General features: G+C 73.9%; 15 protein-coding genes. 9 read left to right on the top strand and 6 right to left on the bottom strand.

Features of this window, described 5'->3' with window-relative positions; genetic code table 11:
• Positions 1 to 63 precede the first annotated feature (63 nt).
• Positions 64 to 354, top strand: coding sequence for a YiaA/YiaB family inner membrane protein (locus tag C4U44_RS09710; RefSeq protein WP_103885243.1), 291 nt, complete (start codon positions 64 to 66; stop codon positions 352 to 354).
• Positions 355 to 407: 53 nt separating this feature from the next.
• Here the strand turns inward: C4U44_RS09710 and soxR are convergent, their stop codons facing one another.
• Positions 408 to 872, bottom strand: coding sequence for a redox-sensitive transcriptional activator SoxR (gene soxR / locus C4U44_RS09705; protein ID WP_103885242.1), 465 nt, complete (start codon positions 870 to 872; stop codon positions 408 to 410).
• Between the two features lie 53 nt (positions 873 to 925).
• On the opposite strand from soxR, the gene C4U44_RS09700 reads away from it, so the two are divergent.
• The 7 genes from C4U44_RS09700 (at position 926) to C4U44_RS09665 (ending at position 9,684) form a co-directional block, all read left to right on the top strand.
• A complete protein-coding gene (locus C4U44_RS09700) occupies positions 926 to 1,672 on the top strand; it encodes a thiamine pyrophosphate-dependent enzyme (RefSeq protein WP_103885241.1) in 747 nt (248 codons plus the stop codon).
• Positions 1,673 to 1,885: 213 nt separating this feature from the next.
• Positions 1,886 to 2,788 (top strand): transketolase family protein, encoded by a 903-nt coding sequence (locus tag C4U44_RS09695; RefSeq protein ID WP_103885240.1) that lies wholly within the window; start codon positions 1,886 to 1,888, stop codon positions 2,786 to 2,788.
• Positions 2,789 to 3,070: 282 nt separating this feature from the next.
• The gene (locus C4U44_RS09685) at positions 3,071 to 6,118 is read left to right on the top strand and encodes a glycoside hydrolase family 2 TIM barrel-domain containing protein (RefSeq protein ID WP_103885239.1); all 3,048 of its coding nucleotides are present in this window, start codon (positions 3,071 to 3,073) and stop codon (positions 6,116 to 6,118) included.
• Complete coding sequence (locus tag C4U44_RS09680; protein WP_103885238.1) at positions 6,115 to 6,744, top strand: GNAT family N-acetyltransferase; 630 nt, start codon at positions 6,115 to 6,117, stop codon at positions 6,742 to 6,744. Before C4U44_RS09685 ends, C4U44_RS09680 begins: the two co-directional genes overlap by 4 nt.
• A gap of 26 nt (positions 6,745 to 6,770) precedes the next feature.
• Complete coding sequence (locus C4U44_RS09675; protein ID WP_160145002.1) at positions 6,771 to 7,412, top strand: SRPBCC family protein; 642 nt, start codon at positions 6,771 to 6,773, stop codon at positions 7,410 to 7,412.
• A 153-nt stretch (positions 7,413 to 7,565) separates the two neighbouring features.
• Entirely contained in the window at positions 7,566 to 8,405 is an 840-nt protein-coding gene (locus tag C4U44_RS09670; protein WP_103885236.1) for a GNAT family N-acetyltransferase, read from the top strand.
• A 106-nt stretch (positions 8,406 to 8,511) separates the two neighbouring features.
• Entirely contained in the window at positions 8,512 to 9,684 is a 1,173-nt protein-coding gene (locus C4U44_RS09665) for an MBL fold metallo-hydrolase (protein WP_103885235.1), read from the top strand.
• Positions 9,685 to 9,793: 109 nt separating this feature from the next.
• On the opposite strand, the gene C4U44_RS09660 is transcribed toward C4U44_RS09665, so the two are convergent.
• Together C4U44_RS09660 and C4U44_RS09655 are read right to left on the bottom strand one after the other, a co-directional pair.
• Positions 9,794 to 11,806: a M3 family metallopeptidase gene (locus C4U44_RS09660; protein WP_103885234.1), complete on the bottom strand. Its 2,013-nt coding sequence runs from the start codon at positions 11,804 to 11,806 to the stop codon at positions 9,794 to 9,796.
• A 177-nt stretch (positions 11,807 to 11,983) separates the two neighbouring features.
• Complete coding sequence (locus tag C4U44_RS09655) at positions 11,984 to 12,259, bottom strand: DUF5302 domain-containing protein (RefSeq protein ID WP_103885233.1); 276 nt, start codon at positions 12,257 to 12,259, stop codon at positions 11,984 to 11,986.
• Between the two features lie 113 nt (positions 12,260 to 12,372).
• Here C4U44_RS09655 and C4U44_RS09650 point away from each other — a divergent pair, with 113 nt between their 5' ends.
• The gene (locus C4U44_RS09650; protein WP_103885232.1) at positions 12,373 to 13,404 is read left to right on the top strand and encodes a saccharopine dehydrogenase family protein; all 1,032 of its coding nucleotides are present in this window, start codon (positions 12,373 to 12,375) and stop codon (positions 13,402 to 13,404) included.
• A gap of 201 nt (positions 13,405 to 13,605) precedes the next feature.
• On the opposite strand, the gene C4U44_RS09645 is transcribed toward C4U44_RS09650, so the two are convergent.
• The 3 genes from C4U44_RS09645 to C4U44_RS09635 form a co-directional block, all read right to left on the bottom strand.
• Positions 13,606 to 14,412: an SAM-dependent methyltransferase gene (locus C4U44_RS09645; protein WP_103885231.1), complete on the bottom strand. Its 807-nt coding sequence runs from the start codon at positions 14,410 to 14,412 to the stop codon at positions 13,606 to 13,608.
• Positions 14,413 to 14,479: 67 nt separating this feature from the next.
• Positions 14,480 to 14,731: a DUF397 domain-containing protein gene (locus tag C4U44_RS09640; RefSeq protein WP_103885230.1), complete on the bottom strand. Its 252-nt coding sequence runs from the start codon at positions 14,729 to 14,731 to the stop codon at positions 14,480 to 14,482.
• Between the two features lie 3 nt (positions 14,732 to 14,734).
• Entirely contained in the window at positions 14,735 to 15,559 is an 825-nt protein-coding gene (locus tag C4U44_RS09635; protein ID WP_200823188.1) for a helix-turn-helix domain-containing protein, read from the bottom strand.
• Between the last annotated feature and the right edge of the window lie 66 nt (positions 15,560 to 15,625).

Genomic DNA, 15,625 nt, shown 5'->3' with positions numbered 1-15,625 from the left:
GTCGGAGGTGGGTTGAGTAGGCGTACTCATGTGGGGTGGGTCACGTCCGGGGAGAGTGGGGGCATGACGAAGGTGATTCAGCAGCAGACGACTGCCGCATACGCCGCGCAGGCCGCGATCTCGTTCGGGCTGGCGCTGGGCGCGATGGTGGTGGGGGTGGCGTATCTGCCGGTGGACGCGTGGGTTCGGGCGTTCCTGGCGGTGGGACTGCTCTATGTGGTGACGGCGACCTTCACCCTGGCGAAGGTGATCCGCGACCGGCAGCAGGAGGGGCAGGTGTCGAACCGGGTGGACCAGGCCCGGCTGGACAAGCTGCTCGCAGAGCACGACCCGTTCAAGGTCGAAGGGATGTGAGAGCCGCGTCCCCGCGAGGGGCCCGGGGGCCGGGGGGCCATGGGCCCGGGGGGTCAGCGCGCCAGGGGTTCGTCGCCCAGCAGGTAACGGGCGCCGGACCCCCGGCGCGCTGCCGTGTCCTCCGGGTTGTACAGCCCGCAGCGGGTCAGTGACAGGCAGCCGCAGCCGACGCAGCCGGTGAGCTGGTCCCTGACCTGCTGGAGCTCCGCGATCTGCTCGTCGATCCGGTGCTGCCAGGTGCGGGCGACCCGGCTCCAGTCGGCCGCGCTGGGGACGTGGTCGACGGGCAGGTGGGCGAGCGCGTCGCGGACCTCCCCCAGGCTCAGGCCGATCCGCTGGGCGGCCCTCACGAAAGCGAGCCAGCGCAGGGTGGCCCGGCGGTAGCGGCGCTGGCCTCCGGCGGTGCGCTCGGACTGGATGAGGCCGAGCTCCTCGTAATAGCGCAGCGCCGACGTGGCGTTGCCGCTGCGGGCGGCCAGTTCGCCGATGGTCAGGCGGTCACGGGTGGAGAGACTCACCGCGCCAGCGTAGCGCTTGACTTCAAGTGGACTTGAAGTCGCACCCTCGGGACATGACGACGACGAGAGAGCCGGCGCCCGCAGCGGCGCCGCACGCGCACGAGTCGGCCCACCCGCGGGGCGGGTACGGCTACCAGGACCTCCAGCCGCTGATGTCGCTGATGAGCGGCGACGAGAAGCACGACCCCGCCGCGACCTCCACCCTGGACGCGCTGTGGGTGCTGTACGACCGGGTGCTGCGGGTCTCCCCCAACACCGCCGACGACCCGGAGCGGGACCGCTTCCTGCTGTCGAAGGGGCACGGCCCGATGGCGTACTACGCGGTGCTCACCGCGAAGGGCTTCGTGCCGCGCGCGTGGCTGCCCGGCTTCGGCGGGTACGACTCCCCGCTCGGGTACCACCCGGACCGGATGCTGGTGCCGGGCGTGGAGATCGGTTCGGGCTCGCTCGGGCACGGGCTGCCGCTGGCCGTGGGCAGCGCGCTGGGTCTGCGGGCACAGGGTCTGACCGGTCCCGCGGTGTGGGCGCTGGTCGGCGACGCCGAGATGGACGAGGGCAGCAACCACGAGGCGGTGCAGCTCGCCGGGGCGATGGGCCTGGAGCGACTGCACGTGGTGGCGATCGACAACCGGTCGGCGACCTACGGCTGGCGGGGTGGACTCGCCGCCCGCTTCGCCATGGAGGGCTGGTCCGCCCTGACCATCGACGGGCGCGACCACGACGCGCTGTACGAGGCGTTCACCGCGCCGCACCCCGGCCGCCCGCACGTGGTGGTGGCCGAGGTCGAGCCGAAGGACTGAGCCCGGCCGCACCTGCCACACCGGCCACGCATCGCCGACCTCCACCTCGACACCCCCGCGCAACCACGCTCCCCGCACCCGTCCCCGGGGACCCCCGCACCCCCGTACTCCGGCACCCCGGCCCTCCGACACCTCACCGAACTCGCACCCCACCGCACCACCGAGACCCGCACCACCGACCCGCCCCACCCACCTCACCTCAAGGAGCACCCCATGGACACCATGCGTGACCGTTTCGGCACGGTCGCCAGCCGCCTCCTCGACGAGGACCCGCGCCTCGCGGTCGTGCTCGCCGTGATCTCGAGTGACCGGTTCACCGACGCCGCGAAGGCCCATCCGGACCGGGTGGTCGACGTCGGAATCCGGGAGCAACTGCTGGTGAGCGTCGCCAGCGGCATGGCCCTGACCGGGCTGCGCCCCCTGGTGCACACCTTCGCCAGCTTCCTGGTGGAGCGCCCCTTCGAGCAGGTGAAACTGGACCTGAACCACCAGGGCGTGGGCGCGGTGCTGGTCAGCGCCGGGGCGTCGTACGACAACGCGGCCGGCGGTCGTACCCATCAGAGCCCGGGCGACGTGGCCCTGCTGGACACGCTGGAGGGGTGGACCGTCCACGTGCCGGGGCACCCCGACGAGGCGGAGGCGCTGCTGCGGCACGCGGCGGCGGACGGGGACAGCCGGGTGTACGTCCGGCTGAGCGACCAGACGAACCTCGCTCCGGTCGCGGTGCCCCCGGGGCGTTTCCAGGTGGTGCGCGAGGGGCGGGCGGGCGTGGTGCTCGCGGTCGGGCCGATGCTGTACCCGGTCCTGGAGGCGACCGGTGGCCGCGACGTGACCGTGCTGTACGCCTCGACGGTGCGGCCGTTCGACGCGGCCACCGTGCACGACGCGGTGCTGCGCGCGGACGTACCCGACCTCGTGCTGGTCGAGCCGTATCTCGCGGGCACCTCGGCGGACTTCGCGAACCGGGCGCTGGCCGACGTGCCGCACCGGGTGCTGTCCCTGGGCACGAGCCGGGAGGAGCTGCGGCGGTACGGCTCGGCCCGCGACCACATCGCCGCGCACGGCCTGGACCCGGCGGGCCTGCGCCGCCGGATCGACGGCTTCCTGGAGGGGTAGCCCGCCCGGCGCTTCGCGCGCCCGGCACCCGCGCCCGCGCCCGCGCGCCCGGCACCCGCGCCCGCGCCCGCACACCCGTCACCCGCGCCGGCGCATCCTCGGCGTCCCCCGGAAGCGCCCCGGAGTACCCCGGGAGTACCCCCGGCGCACCCCCTCCGCGCCCCGCCGCACCGACACCCCCGCGAATCGGTCCGCGTGATCACTGGCGCCGCCCCTCCCCGCTGGCGAAGAATCGTCGTCGCAGGTCGACACATCCACAACGGGGACGCAAGGAGCACCACCATGGACGAGGCGCCGTCCGGGCCGCTTCCGTATTACGAGGACATGGGGCCCGGGACGGGAGCGCTCCCGCCCCGGGCGTGGACGGGTGTGTCCGACGCGCGCAGGGTGAGCCTGGGCGGGGCCTGGCGGTTCCGGTTGTCGGCGACGGCGCGGGAGCAGGACGACTCGTTCGCCCGGCCGGGGTTCGACGCCTCGCGCTGGGACGTGCTGCCGGTGCCGTCGCACTGGCCGCTGCAGGGCCACGGCAGGCCCGCGTACACCAACATCCGCTACCCCTTTCCGATCGACCCGCCGCGGGTGCCCACGGAGAATCCGACCGGGGACCACCTGCGGGGGTTCGACCTGCCGGGCGACTGGCCGGGCGGCGCCGCGGTGCTGCGCTTCGACGGGGTGGACTCCTGCGCCCGGGTCTGGCTCAACGGCGAGGAGCTGGGCACCTTCAAGGGGAGCCGGCTGCCGGTGGAGTTCGAGGTCGGCGACCTGCTGCGGCCGCGCGGGAACGTCCTGGCGGTGCGGGTGCACCAGTGGTCGTCGGGCAGCTACCTGGAGGACCAGGACATGTGGTGGCTGCCGGGGATCTTCCGCGAGGTCACGCTGATCGAGCGGCCCGAGGGCGCGGTCACCGACTTCTTCGTGCACTGCGACTACGACCACCTGACCGGCACCGGGTCGTTGCGTGTCGACTGCGAGCCGCAAGGGACCGTGACCGTACCGGAGTTGGGCCTGGACATCGAGACCGGCGAGACCGTGCGGGTGCCGGTGGAGCCCTGGTCGGCGGAGATACCCCGGCTGTACGACGCGGAGCTGGCCACCGAGGGCGAACGGGTCCCGCTGCGGATCGGCTTCCGCACGGTGGGCGTCGAGGACGGCGTGCTGAAGGTGAACGGGCGGCGCGTGCTGTTCCGGGGGGTGAACCGGCACGAGTTCGACCCGGACCACGGCAGGGCGGTGGACCTGGAGACGATGCGCCGGGACCTGCTGCTGATGAAGCGGCACAACGTCAACGCGGTGCGCACCAGCCACTATCCGCCGCACCCGGCCTTCCTGGACCTGTGCGACGAGCTGGGCGTGTGGGTGATCGACGAGTGCGACCTGGAGACGCACGGCTTCGAGGAGGTGGGGTGGCGGCGCAACCCGGTGGACGACGAGCGGTGGACGCCCGCGCTGCTGGACCGGGCCGCGCGGATGGTGGAGCGCGACAAGAACCACCCGTCGGTGGTGATGTGGTCGCTGGGCAACGAGTGCGGCACCGGGCGCGGCCTGTCCGCGATGGCCGGCTGGATCAGGCACCGGGACCCGGCCCGCCCGATCCACTACGAGGGAGACCTGTCCTGCGCGGACGTGGACGTCTACTCGCGGATGTACGCCGACCACGCGGAGAGCGAGGCGATCGGGCGCCGCGCCGAGGCACCCCTGCCGGACGCGGCGGCGGACGCGCGCCGCCGGGCGATGCCGTTCCTGCTGTGCGAGTACGCCCACGCGATGGGCAACGGCCCGGGCGGACTCAGCGAGTACCAGCGGATCTTCGAGACCTACGAGCGCTGCCAGGGCGGCTTCGTGTGGGAGTGGATCGACCAGGGCCTGCGCCGCCGGACCGCGGACGGGCGCAGCTACTTCGCGTACGGCGGGGACTTCGGCGAGGAGCTGCACGACGGCAACTTCGTCTGCGACGGGCTGCTGTTCCCGGACCGGACCCCCTCCCCCGGTTTGGTCGAGTACAAGAAGGTGGTCCAGCCGGTCGGCTTCGCCGCCGACCTGGCGCGCGGCCTGCTGGCGATCACCAACCGCCATGACTTCGTGGACCTTTCGGGGCTGTCCTTCCGGTGGAGCTACGAGGTGGAGGGCGAACCGAGGGACGAGGGGCGGCTGGAGCTGCCCGCGGTGGCGCCCGGTCGCACCGTCGAGGTGGAGTTGCCGCGGATGCCGCGGATCGTGCGGGCCGGGGATGCCTGCTGGACGGTGCGTGCGGTGCTCGCGGAGGACACCGCCTGGGCGCCGTCCGGCCACGAGGTGGCGTGGGCGCAGTTCGAGGTGCCCCGATCGACCGCGTGGACACGGGCGTTGCCGGGTGCGCCGCACAGCCCGCGGCGGGTCGAGGGCGGGATGATCGTGCTCGGTCCGGGCACGTTCGACGCGGCCGACGGCACGCTGCGCTACCTGGACGGCGCGGTGGTGCACGGCCCGCGGCTGGACGTGTGGCGCGCGCCGATCGACAACGACCGCGGCACGCGATGGCATCCGCAGGGGCGGCTCGAACACCTCTGGCGCGAGGCCGGCCTGGACCGGATGCGGCACCGGATCGACCAGGTCTCCGTCGGCGGCGACACGCTGACCGTCACCACCCGGGTCGCCCCGGCTGCCTCGGACCTGGGGCTGCGCGCGGTCTACAGCTGGGCGGCCACCGGTGACCGGCTCGACCTCACCGTCGACGTCACCCCGGAGGGGCCGTGGACGCTGCCGCTGCCCCGGCTCGGCATACGGCTGGGGCTGAGCCCCATGCTGGAGGCCGTGGAGTGGTACGGCGGCGGGCCCGGCGAGGCGTATCCCGACACCCGGCAGGCGTCCCGGCTGGGCCGGTACCGCTCCACCGTCGACGGCCTCCAGACGCCCTACGTGCGCCCGCAGGAGAACGGCGCCCGGGCGGACGTGCGGTGGGCGGAACTGCGCCGCTCCGACGGCGCAGGACTGCGGGTGTCGGGGGTGCCGCCGTTCTGGTTCACCGCACGGCCGTGGAGCACCGAGGAACTCGACGCGGCCGAGCACACCCACGAGTTGACCCGCGGGGAGGCGGTGTGGCTGCACCTGGACCACGGGCTGCACGGGGTGGGCAGCCACGCCTGCGGGCCCGAGGTGCTGCCGGACTTCCGGCTGGCCGCCGCCCCGGCGACGTTCTCCTTCACCTTTACCGCCCTGCGCGCCGGCCGGGACCGCCCCGGAGCGATCGGCTCGGGGTGGCCGTCCGCCCCGCGGCCCCCGTTCGGGCCGGACCCCTTCGCCGGCCCCGGCGAAGGGCCCACCACCGACCTCGACGCACCGGAGCAGCCGTGACCGGCACCGTCCGCCCGTACCGCCCCGCCGACCTGCCCGCGCTGTACGACATATGCCTGCGCACCGCTGACGGCGGAGCGGACGCCACCGCCTCCTACGCGGAGCTCGACCGCGACCTGGTCGGCGCGATCTTCGCCGCGCCGTACGCGGTGCTCGAACCGGACCTCGCCTTCGTCGTCGACGAGGGCGACGGGCAGCCGGTCGGCTACATCCTGGGCGCCGCGGACACCGCCGCGTTCGTGAAGCGGTTCCGCGCCGAGTGGCTGCCGACCGTGGCCGGCAGGTGGCCCGCGCCGCCCGACGGATCCGCGGCCGAACCGGCCACCGCCACCGAGCTGATGACCCTGCTGCTGCACACCCCCGAGCGGATGGTGCTCCCGGACCTCGCCACCTACCCGGCCCACCTGCATCTCGACCTGCTCCCGCGCGCCCAGCGGTCCGGGCACGGCCGCGCCCTGATGACCGCGTACCTGGCCGCGCTCGCGGCGAAGGGCGTCCCCGCGGTGCACCTGGGCATGCTCACCACCAACACCCCGGCCCGCGCCTTCTACGACCGGCTCGGCTTCCACGAGATCCCGGTGGCGGACCCCGGGCCGCTGACCTACCTCGGCCGGTCCACCGCGTAGCGGGGCGCCGCCAGGACCCGTTGTCGGTGCCGGCCCCTACCCTGCGGGAGCAGGAGGTGCACATGATGACCGACGAGTCCTCGTACGAGCCGGTGGCCGTGTCGCGGCTGATCCCCGCGCCGGCCGCCGCCCTCTTCCGCGTCCTGGCCAACCCTGCCCGGCACACCGATCTCGACGGTTCCGGCATGCTGCGCGGCGCGGTCACCGAGACGGCCGTCGCCCGCGTCGGCGACGTCTTCGTGATGGGCATGTACCACGCGCCGCACGGCCACTACGAGATGAACAACCACGTGGTCGAGTTCGAGCAGGACCGCCGCATCGCCTGGGAGCCGGAGGCCGGCCGCGGCCATCCCGACCACGACGCGTCCGGCGCCCGGTGGGGCCACCGCTGGACCTACTCCCTCACCCCCACCGGCCCCGCGAGCACCCTCGTCACCGAGTCCTACGACTGCTCGCGCGCCCCCGCGGACGAGCGGGCCGGGATGCGCGACGGGCAGGTGTGGATCGGCAGCATGGAGCAGACGCTGGAGCGGCTGGAGGAGATGGTGCTGGACGAGCTGTCCGGGGCGATACCGGGCGACGTACCCGACGACGCCTCCGAGGACGGCTCCGGCACGGAGTTCGGCACGCAGTTCGGCACGGAGTTCGGCGGCCGGGCCCAGGGATGACCGGACCGGCCGTGGAGAACCGGCCGCGTCGGGAGGACCGCGTCAGGAGGGCCGCGCACGTCGGTCCGGCGCGTCGACCGGCACCGCCAAGTCGGCCCGGACCGCGGGGAATTCCGGATGCGGGGGCGCCGGAGGGTGGGCCAGGATAGGCGGATGGGATGGATGATCACCGAGTCCGTGACGGAGTTCGGCACCGCGGCCGGCGGCTTCCTGGACCGGCGCCCGGTGGAGTACTCCGTGCTGCGCACCGTCTCCGGGACGCTGCGCCGGCGGGGTGCGGACGCGTACGGGCCGCAGGCGCCGCGGTTCGGATGGTGGCGCGAGGAGGACGGCGGCGAGGTGGCGGCCGCCTTCCTGTGCACGCCGCCGTATCCGCCGCTGCTCGCCCGGGGTCCGGAGCGCGCCCTGCACGAGCTCGCCGCCGCGTGGGAGGGCCCGCTGGCGGGGGCGCGCGGTGACGCGGAGGCGGTGCGCGCGTTCGGCGCCGCGTGGCAGGAGCGGACCGGCGCCGGGCTGCGGGTCGAACGCGAGCAGCGGCTGCACCGGTTGGGCACGCTGACCCCGCGCACCCCGGCACCGCCCGGCCGCGCCCGGGTCGCCGGGCGGGACGACCTCGGACTGCTGGTGCGCTGGCACGAGGAGTTCGCTCGGGACATCGGGGAGAGCACGCCGGGGGTCGCGCGCGTCCTGGAGGACGCCCTCGGCTACGGCGGCCGCACCCTGTGGGAGGTCGACGGCGAGCCGGTCGCGATGGCGGGCCACACCTCCCCGGAGGACGGCGCACTCCGGATCGTCGCCGTCTACACCCCCGCGGAGCTGCGCGGCCGCGGGTACGCGGGGGCGGTGACCGCCGCGGTCTCGCGGGCCGCGCTGGACACCGGGGCGCGGGACGTCCTGCTCGCCACGGATCTGGCGAACCCGGTCAGCAACCACCTGTACCGGCGGCTCGGCTACCTGCCGGTGCGCGACCAGCTCTCGGTCGCGTTCACATGATCGGCCGCCTCTTCCGGCCCTTCCGGAACACGAGGCGGTTTCCAGGCGGCCCCGCATAATGGAGGCGGCGGATACCCCGCCGTCCGATCGATCACCAGGAGGAGCCGTGACCGGCGCCCGCCGACAGCCGTCCCCCCTCGTGAAGCTGCGGCCCGCCCCGTTCGGCGCGGACGCCGTGGGCGCGCGGCTGGAACGTATCCTCGCTTCCCCCAACTACGCGGACGGCGCCTTCGTGAACCCGGTGGGCGCCCGCACCATGCCCAGCGGCAGCATGATGAAGGCGCTGCCGGCCAACCTCCGCAAGGAGGTGCGGCGGTCCCGCAAGCCCGCCGGGCCGGTCCCGCTGCACCCCACCACGCTCGCCGACCTCGCCCGGCCGCCGGCCTCGGGTCTGCGGCTGACGTGGATGGGCCACTCCTCGGTACTCGCCGAGATCGGCGGCCGGCGGGTGCTGTTCGACCCGGTCTGGGGCGAGCGGTGCTCGCCGTTCGCGTTCGCCGGGCCGAAGCGGGTGCACCCCACGCCGGTGCCCCTCGAGTCGCTGACCGGCATCGACGCGGTGGTCATCTCCCACGACCACTACGACCACCTCGACATGCCGACGATCGTCGCGCTGATCCGCGGCGGCGCGGTGTTCGTGGTGCCGCTGGGCGTCGGCTCCCACCTGGAGCACTGGGGCGTGCCGCCGGAGCGGCTGCGCGAGCTGGACTGGCACGAGTCCACCGAGCTGGCCGGGCTGACCCTGACCGCCACCCCGGCCCGGCACTTCTGCGGGCGCGGCCTGCGCGGCCGGCAGCAGACCCTGTGGGCCTCGTGGGTCGTCACCGACGGCACCCACCGCGTCTACCACAGCGGTGACACCGGCTACTTCCCCGGTTTCGCCGACATCGCCGAGCGGCACGGCCCGTTCGACGCCACGATGATCCAGATCGGCGCGTACAGCGAGTTCTGGCCCGACATCCACATGACCCCCGCCGAGGGCGTCCGTACCCACCTGGACCTGTCCGGCGGCAGCTCCCACGGCGTCATGCTGCCGATCCACTGGGGGACCTTCAACCTCGCGCCGCACGCCTGGTCCGACCCGGGCGAGGGCACCCTCGACCACGCCCACCGCTCCGGCGTGCGGGCGGTCACCCCGCTCGTCGGCCAGCCCTTCGAGCCGGCCGACCCGCCGGCCGCCTACCCGTGGTGGCGTGAGGTCGCCGTCACCCCGACCTCGGGGTGGAGCCCCTGGCCGCCGCCCGCCCCGGCTCAGAAGGACCGGGTCGCGGACGCGTAGCGCCGGGCGGCGGGTCCCCCGGGCCCGCGCTCGCCTGCTGAGCGCCCGCGCCCCCGGGCCCGGGTCCTCCGGGCCCGGGGGCGCGCGGCGCTCGGGTCATCCCGGCCCGTCATCCCAGCCCGCGCCGGGCGAGCAGCGGTTCCACCCGCGGAGCGCGCCCGCGGACCGCGGCGAACGCCTCCATCGGGTCCTTGCTGCCGCCCCTGGACAGCAGTTCGCGGCGGAAGACGTCGCCGTTGGCGCGCCGCATTCCGCCGTGGGTGTCGAACCAGTCGACGGTGTCGGCGTCCAGCACCTCGCTCCAGATGTAGGAGTAGTAGCCGGCGCTGTAGTCGCTGCCGAAGATGTGGCTGAAGTAGGTGGTGCGGTAGCGCGGCGGCACCGCCGGCAGGTCGATGCCGGCCGCCGCGAGCGCGCGGGCCTCGAACTCCAGCGGGTCGCCCGGGTCCGTCCCGGCCGGCAGCGAGTGCCAGGCCCAGTCCAGCAGCGCGGCGGCCAGGTACTCCACCGTCGCGAAGCCCTCCCCGAAGCGCGCGGCCTCCCGCATCCGGACCACCACGTCGTCCGGCATCGGCTCGCCGGTCTCGTGGTGGCGGGCGTAGCGCGCCAGCACCTCCGGCCAGGTCGACCACATCTCGTTGACCTGGGAGGGGTACTCCACGAAGTCGCGCGGCACCGAGGTGCCGGAGAAGAACGGGTAGCGCACGTCGGAGAAGAGCCCGTGCAGGGCGTGCCCGAACTCGTGGAAGAGCGTGTCGACCTGGCTGAACGTCAGCAGCGCGGGTTCGCCCGGAGCGGGCTTGCCGATGTTGTGGTTGTTGACGATGACCGGCCGGTCGCCGAGCAGGTGGGACTGCTGGACCAGCGCGTTCATCCAGGCGCCGCCGCGCTTGGTGGGCCGCGCGAAGAAGTCGATCAGGAACAGCCCGATCCCGCTGCCGTCGGCGTCGAAGACCTCGAAGACGCGGACGTCGGGGTGGTACCCGACCAGGTCAGGCCGCTCGGTGACGGTGATGCCGTACACCTCGTGCGCGGCGTGGAAGACGCCGTCGCGCAGCACCGCCTCCAGCTCGAAGTACGGGCGCAGCGCGGCCTGGTCGATGGCGTGCCGCTCCTTGCGGACCTTCTCCGACCAGTACGCCCAGTCCCACGCCTCGACCGGACCGCCGGCGGTCTCGGCGAGCGCCTCGGCCTCACGGCGGGCGTTGGCCACGGCGGGCGGCACCAGGCTCTCCAGCAGCGCGGTCACCGCCTCGGTGCTGCCCGCGGTGGTGTCGGCGACGGTGTAGGCCGCGTGGCTGTCGTAGCCGAGGAGGGCGGCGCGCTCGGCGCGCAGGGTGGCCAGGGTGACCGCGAGCGGCCCGTTGGTGTCCTGCGCACGGTCCGTGGCGGCGGCCAGGAAGCGGCGGCGGACGTCGCGGTCGTCCAGGGAGGCGAGTTCGATCTGGTTGGTGAAGTTGCGCAGGCTCAGCACCCATGCGCCGTCGTGGCCGAGCTCGCGGGCGTTGGCCGCGGCCGCCGCGACCGCGTCCGGGGACAGCCCGGACAGCTGCGCGACGTCGTCGAGCACCAGCGCGCCGGCCTTGTTGGCGGCCAGCAGGTTCTGCCCGAACTCGGTGCTGGCGGCCGCGATCCGCGCGTTCAGCCCGCGCAGCCGGACCCGGCCCTCCTCCGGCAACTCCGCCCCGGCCCGCACGAAGCCGGTCCGGTAGCGCTCCAGCAGCCGCAGCGACTCCGGGTCGAGGTCGAGGGTGTCGCGGGCCTCGTACAGCTCCCTGATCCGCCCGTACAGCGCCGCGTTGAGGTGCACCTCGTCCTCGTGCGCGGCCAGCCTCGCGCTCACCTCGGCCTCGATCCGCTGGATGCCCTCGGTGAGGTGCGCGGCGGCCTGGTTGTCGTACACCTCCCGCACCCGCGCCAGCAGGCGGCCCGAACACTCCATCGCCTCCAGCGTGTTCGCGAAGGTCGGGGCGTCGGGGTTCTTCGCGATCCGCTCGATCTCGGCGGAGTGCTCCGCGAGGGCCCGCTCGAACGCCGGAAGGTAGTGGGCGTCCTCCAGCTCGGCGAACGCCGGCAGGCCGTAGGGCAGTGTGCTCGGGGTCAGCAGTGGATTCGTGGTCACCGCTCGACTCTAACGGGGCCCCGCCGCCAGGCGCCCGGCCTCGTGGCCGCCCGCAGGGCCGTGACCTGCCCGGGGTCGCGGAGGCACCGCGGTCCGCCCGCGAGAGCGCACCGCGCCGACGGCCGCCCGTCCACCGCGAGGTACGACGCGCGGGGACGGGACGGCCGGGCGGTCGCGTTACCCCGACTTGCGGCGGAACTCGCGCGGGCCGCCCGCGCGCCCGTGCGCACCGTGGATCTTGGACTGGTCCGGGCCGGTCGTCGCGGCGCCGCCGCGGCCGCCCCCGCCCTGTTTCCGCGCCAGCGCCTCGCGGAACTTGCGCTTCACCTCGTCCTCGGCGGGCGCCGCCGTACTCTCCCCTTCCGGTTCCGCGGGATCGGCCGGTGCGGCCTCTTCCGCATCCAGCGGGTTGCTGTCGGCGGCCGCTGCGGCCACCTGCTTTGCGTCGCTCATACCCCAAGCCTCGCACGCCTGCCGCCCGCCGCGTACCGAATAGCGGCCTGACAGACCCCGCGTGTACGGTTCCGGTCAGCTCTCGTAGCGCCGCCGCGGAAGGATCGCACTCCATGACCTGGCTGTTGTACGGGGCCACCGGGTACACCGGTCGCCTGATCGCACGTCGTGCCGTGGCGCAGGGCCGGCGCCCCGTGCTGGCCGGTCGCAACGCCGCGAAGCTGGTTCCGTTCGCCGCCGAACTCGGCCTGGAGCACCGGGTGTTCGACCTTTCCGAGCCGAGCACGATACGTCGCGGGCTGAACGGCGTGTCCGCGGTCGCGCACTGCGCCGGGCCCTTCGCCCGTACCGCGCTGCCGATGGCGCACGCCTGCGTGGAGACGCGGACGCCGTACCTGGACATCACCGGCGAGATCGACGTGTTCGAGTCGCTGCACTCGCTCGGCCCGCGCGCCGAGGCGGCCGGGGTGACCCTCCTTCCGGGTGCGGGTTTCGACGTGGTGCCGACGGACTGCGTGGCGGCGCTGCTGGCGGCCCGGCTGCCGGACGCGACGCAGCTCGACCTGGCGTTCATGACGGGCGGCGGCCCGAGCCCGGGTACCGCGCGGACCATGATGGAGGGCGGCGCGCCCGACGGCGGTCGGATCCGCAGCGGCGGCGAGATCCGCAGCGTGCCGCTGGGCTCCCGCCAGGTGCGGGCCGCCTTCCCGTCGGGCGCGCGCACGGTGGTGTCGGTCCCGTGGGGCGACGTGAGCACCGCCTACCACTCGACGGGCATTCCCGACGTGACCACGTACACCGCGGTGCCGCAGGCGGTGGTGGCCGCCTCCCGGGCACTGCGGCTCGGTCCGCTGCGCGGCGCGGTCGCGGGCACGGTGGCCCGGCTGGTGCGCGGGCCGGGCGAGCGCCGGCTGAGCGGCACCCGCAGCGAGGTGTGGGGGCAGGCCACCGATGCGGCGGGCAACACGGTCGCGGCCACGCTGACCGGCCCGAACCCGTACCGGATGACGGCGGACTCGGTGCTGCGGATCGTGGAGCGGCTGCCGGAACTGGCAGCGGGCTTCCAGACCCCCTCGCGGGCGCTGGGCGCGAACTTCGCGGCGTCGATGGACGACGTGGTCGTCGAGGTCGAGGCCCACCACTGAGTCCGGCACCTTCAGGCAGCGCAACGCCGGACGGCCGTGCCCTCGATCGGGCGCGGCCGTCCGGCGCGTGCGGATGTGGGGCCCCGTCGGGCGGATGGCCGGTCGCGTGCTTCCCCTGACGCGGACCGGGTGACCGGGTGACCGGCGGGGCCCCTGCTCGGTGTCCTCCGGGCGGCAGCGGTGGCTCCGCCCCGGTGGGGTCTAGCGCTTGGTGCCGACCGCCGCGTAGACGCCGCGCCGCCGGCTCTCCGCGTCGTCGGGCACCGGCCCGTCCGGGCGCCACAACGGCGCCTGGACCAGCCCGGGTTCGACCAGGTCGAAGCCCTCGAACAGGGCCATCACCTCGTCGTGGCCACGCAGCCGCAGCCCGGCGACGGCCTTGCCGTAGGCGCCCTGGACCTCGTCGGCCGTCGCGGCGTGGAAGTCCGCGGTGCCGTGCGAGAGCACCAGCCGGCTGCCGGGGCAGATCGCCTCCCGCAGGGTGGCGACGATGCCCCGCGGGTCCTCGGCGTCGCTGACGAAGTGCAGGACGGACACGAGCATGATCGCCACCGGCTGGTCGAAGTCGATCAGCCGGCTGATCGTCGGGTGGCCGAGGATCTTCTCCGGGTCGCGCATGTCGGCGAGGAAGAAGCCGGTACTGCCGTTGCCGAGCAGGTGCGCGCCGGCGTGGGTGGCGACGATCGGGTCGTTGTCGATATAGGCGACGCGGACGTCCGGGGACACCGCCTGGGCGATCTCGTGGGTGTTGGGCGAGGTCGGGATGCCCGTGCCGATGTCGATGATCTGCCGGATCCCGCCCTGGGCCACGAAGCGCACCGCGCGGTGCATGAAGTCCCGGTTGGCGCGGGCGCCGAGCACGACGTCCGGGGAGACCTCGATGACCCGGTCGGCTGCCTGCCGGTCCACCTCGTAGTTGTCCTTGCCGCCGAGGTAGTAGTCGTACATCCGCGCCGGGTGCGCCCGGCTGGTGTCGATCTCCCCGGCGGTGAACCCCTGGTCGGTCACGCCGTCCTCCGCTTCGTGATCACCTGGTCGGGGGTGTCGGTCCGGTCCGGCCGCGGGTGATTCGTGGTCATCCGAGCAGGAAGTCCGCGTCGCCGGACTTGGCGCCCTGGATGAACGTCGTGATCTCGTGGTTGGTGTAGATGAGCGCGGGTCCCTCCGGATCGGTGGACTGGCGCAGCGCCACCCGGCCGTCGTTGAGCCGCTTGGCCTCGACGCAGGAACCGCCGTTGCCGCCGCTCCACGGCTTCCGCCAGCCGTCCGCGCCCAGCTCCATGGCGGGCATTCCGTTGTAGATGCTGTCGTTGGTGACGCGATCCATGGTTCAGATCTCCTTGCGCACGCCATCGAGGATGGCTTTGGTGCTCTGTGCCGGCGCTGCCTGCGCGCACATCCGGTCGAGGGCTTCGAGGAAGGCGGACACGTCGTCGCGGTCGTCGAAGTAGGCGCCGCCCACCAGACTCTCGGTGTAGGCGATGTCCGGGATCTCCTTGAGATGGAACCGGAAGATGTGGAACGGGCCGTACATGGCCGGATGCGGTCCCGCGGTGAAGGGGATCACCTGGAGCCGGACGTTGGGCGCCTCGGTCGCCTCGATGAGCGCGCCCAACTGCTCGCGCATCACCTCGCGGCCGCCGATCGGGCGGCGCACCACCGTCTCGTCCATCACCACCCACAGCAGCGGCGCGTCCGGGCGGTCGAGCAGCCCCTGCCGTTCGACCCGGAGGGTGACCAGGCGGTCGATCTCCTCGGGGGCGGCGTTGGGCAGCCCGGCGCGCAGCACGGCCTGGGCATAGCTGGGGACCTGGAGCAGCCCGGGGACGTAGTGGGGCTCGTACGCACGGATGACGGCCGCCTCGCCCTCGAGGCTGACGAAGGCGCTGAACCACTCGGGCAGCACGTCGCGGAAGTTGTGCCACCAGCCGGGGCGGTTGGCCTCGCGGCACAGCGCGAGGAAGCCGCCGATCTCGTCGGGCGCGGTGACCCCGTAGGTGGTGAGCAGCTTCTCGACATAGGGGATCTTCAGCCCGACTTCGGCCTTTTCCATCCGCCGGATGGTGGCGTGGGTCACATCGAGAGCGCGGCCGGCCTGCTCGAAGCTGAGGCCGGCCTTCTCCCGCAGGTCCTGGAGGCGTTTGCCGAGCACCATGCGCAGGACCGTCGGTGCACCACCCGGCCGGGGGTCCATCACGTGCCTTCCTCCAAGTCCCTTGGC

Source organism: Actinacidiphila yanglinensis, assembly GCF_900107965.1.
GTDB lineage: Bacteria > Actinomycetota > Actinomycetes > Streptomycetales > Streptomycetaceae > Actinacidiphila > Actinacidiphila yanglinensis.
This window is presented reverse-complemented; position numbering and strand designations above follow the sequence as displayed.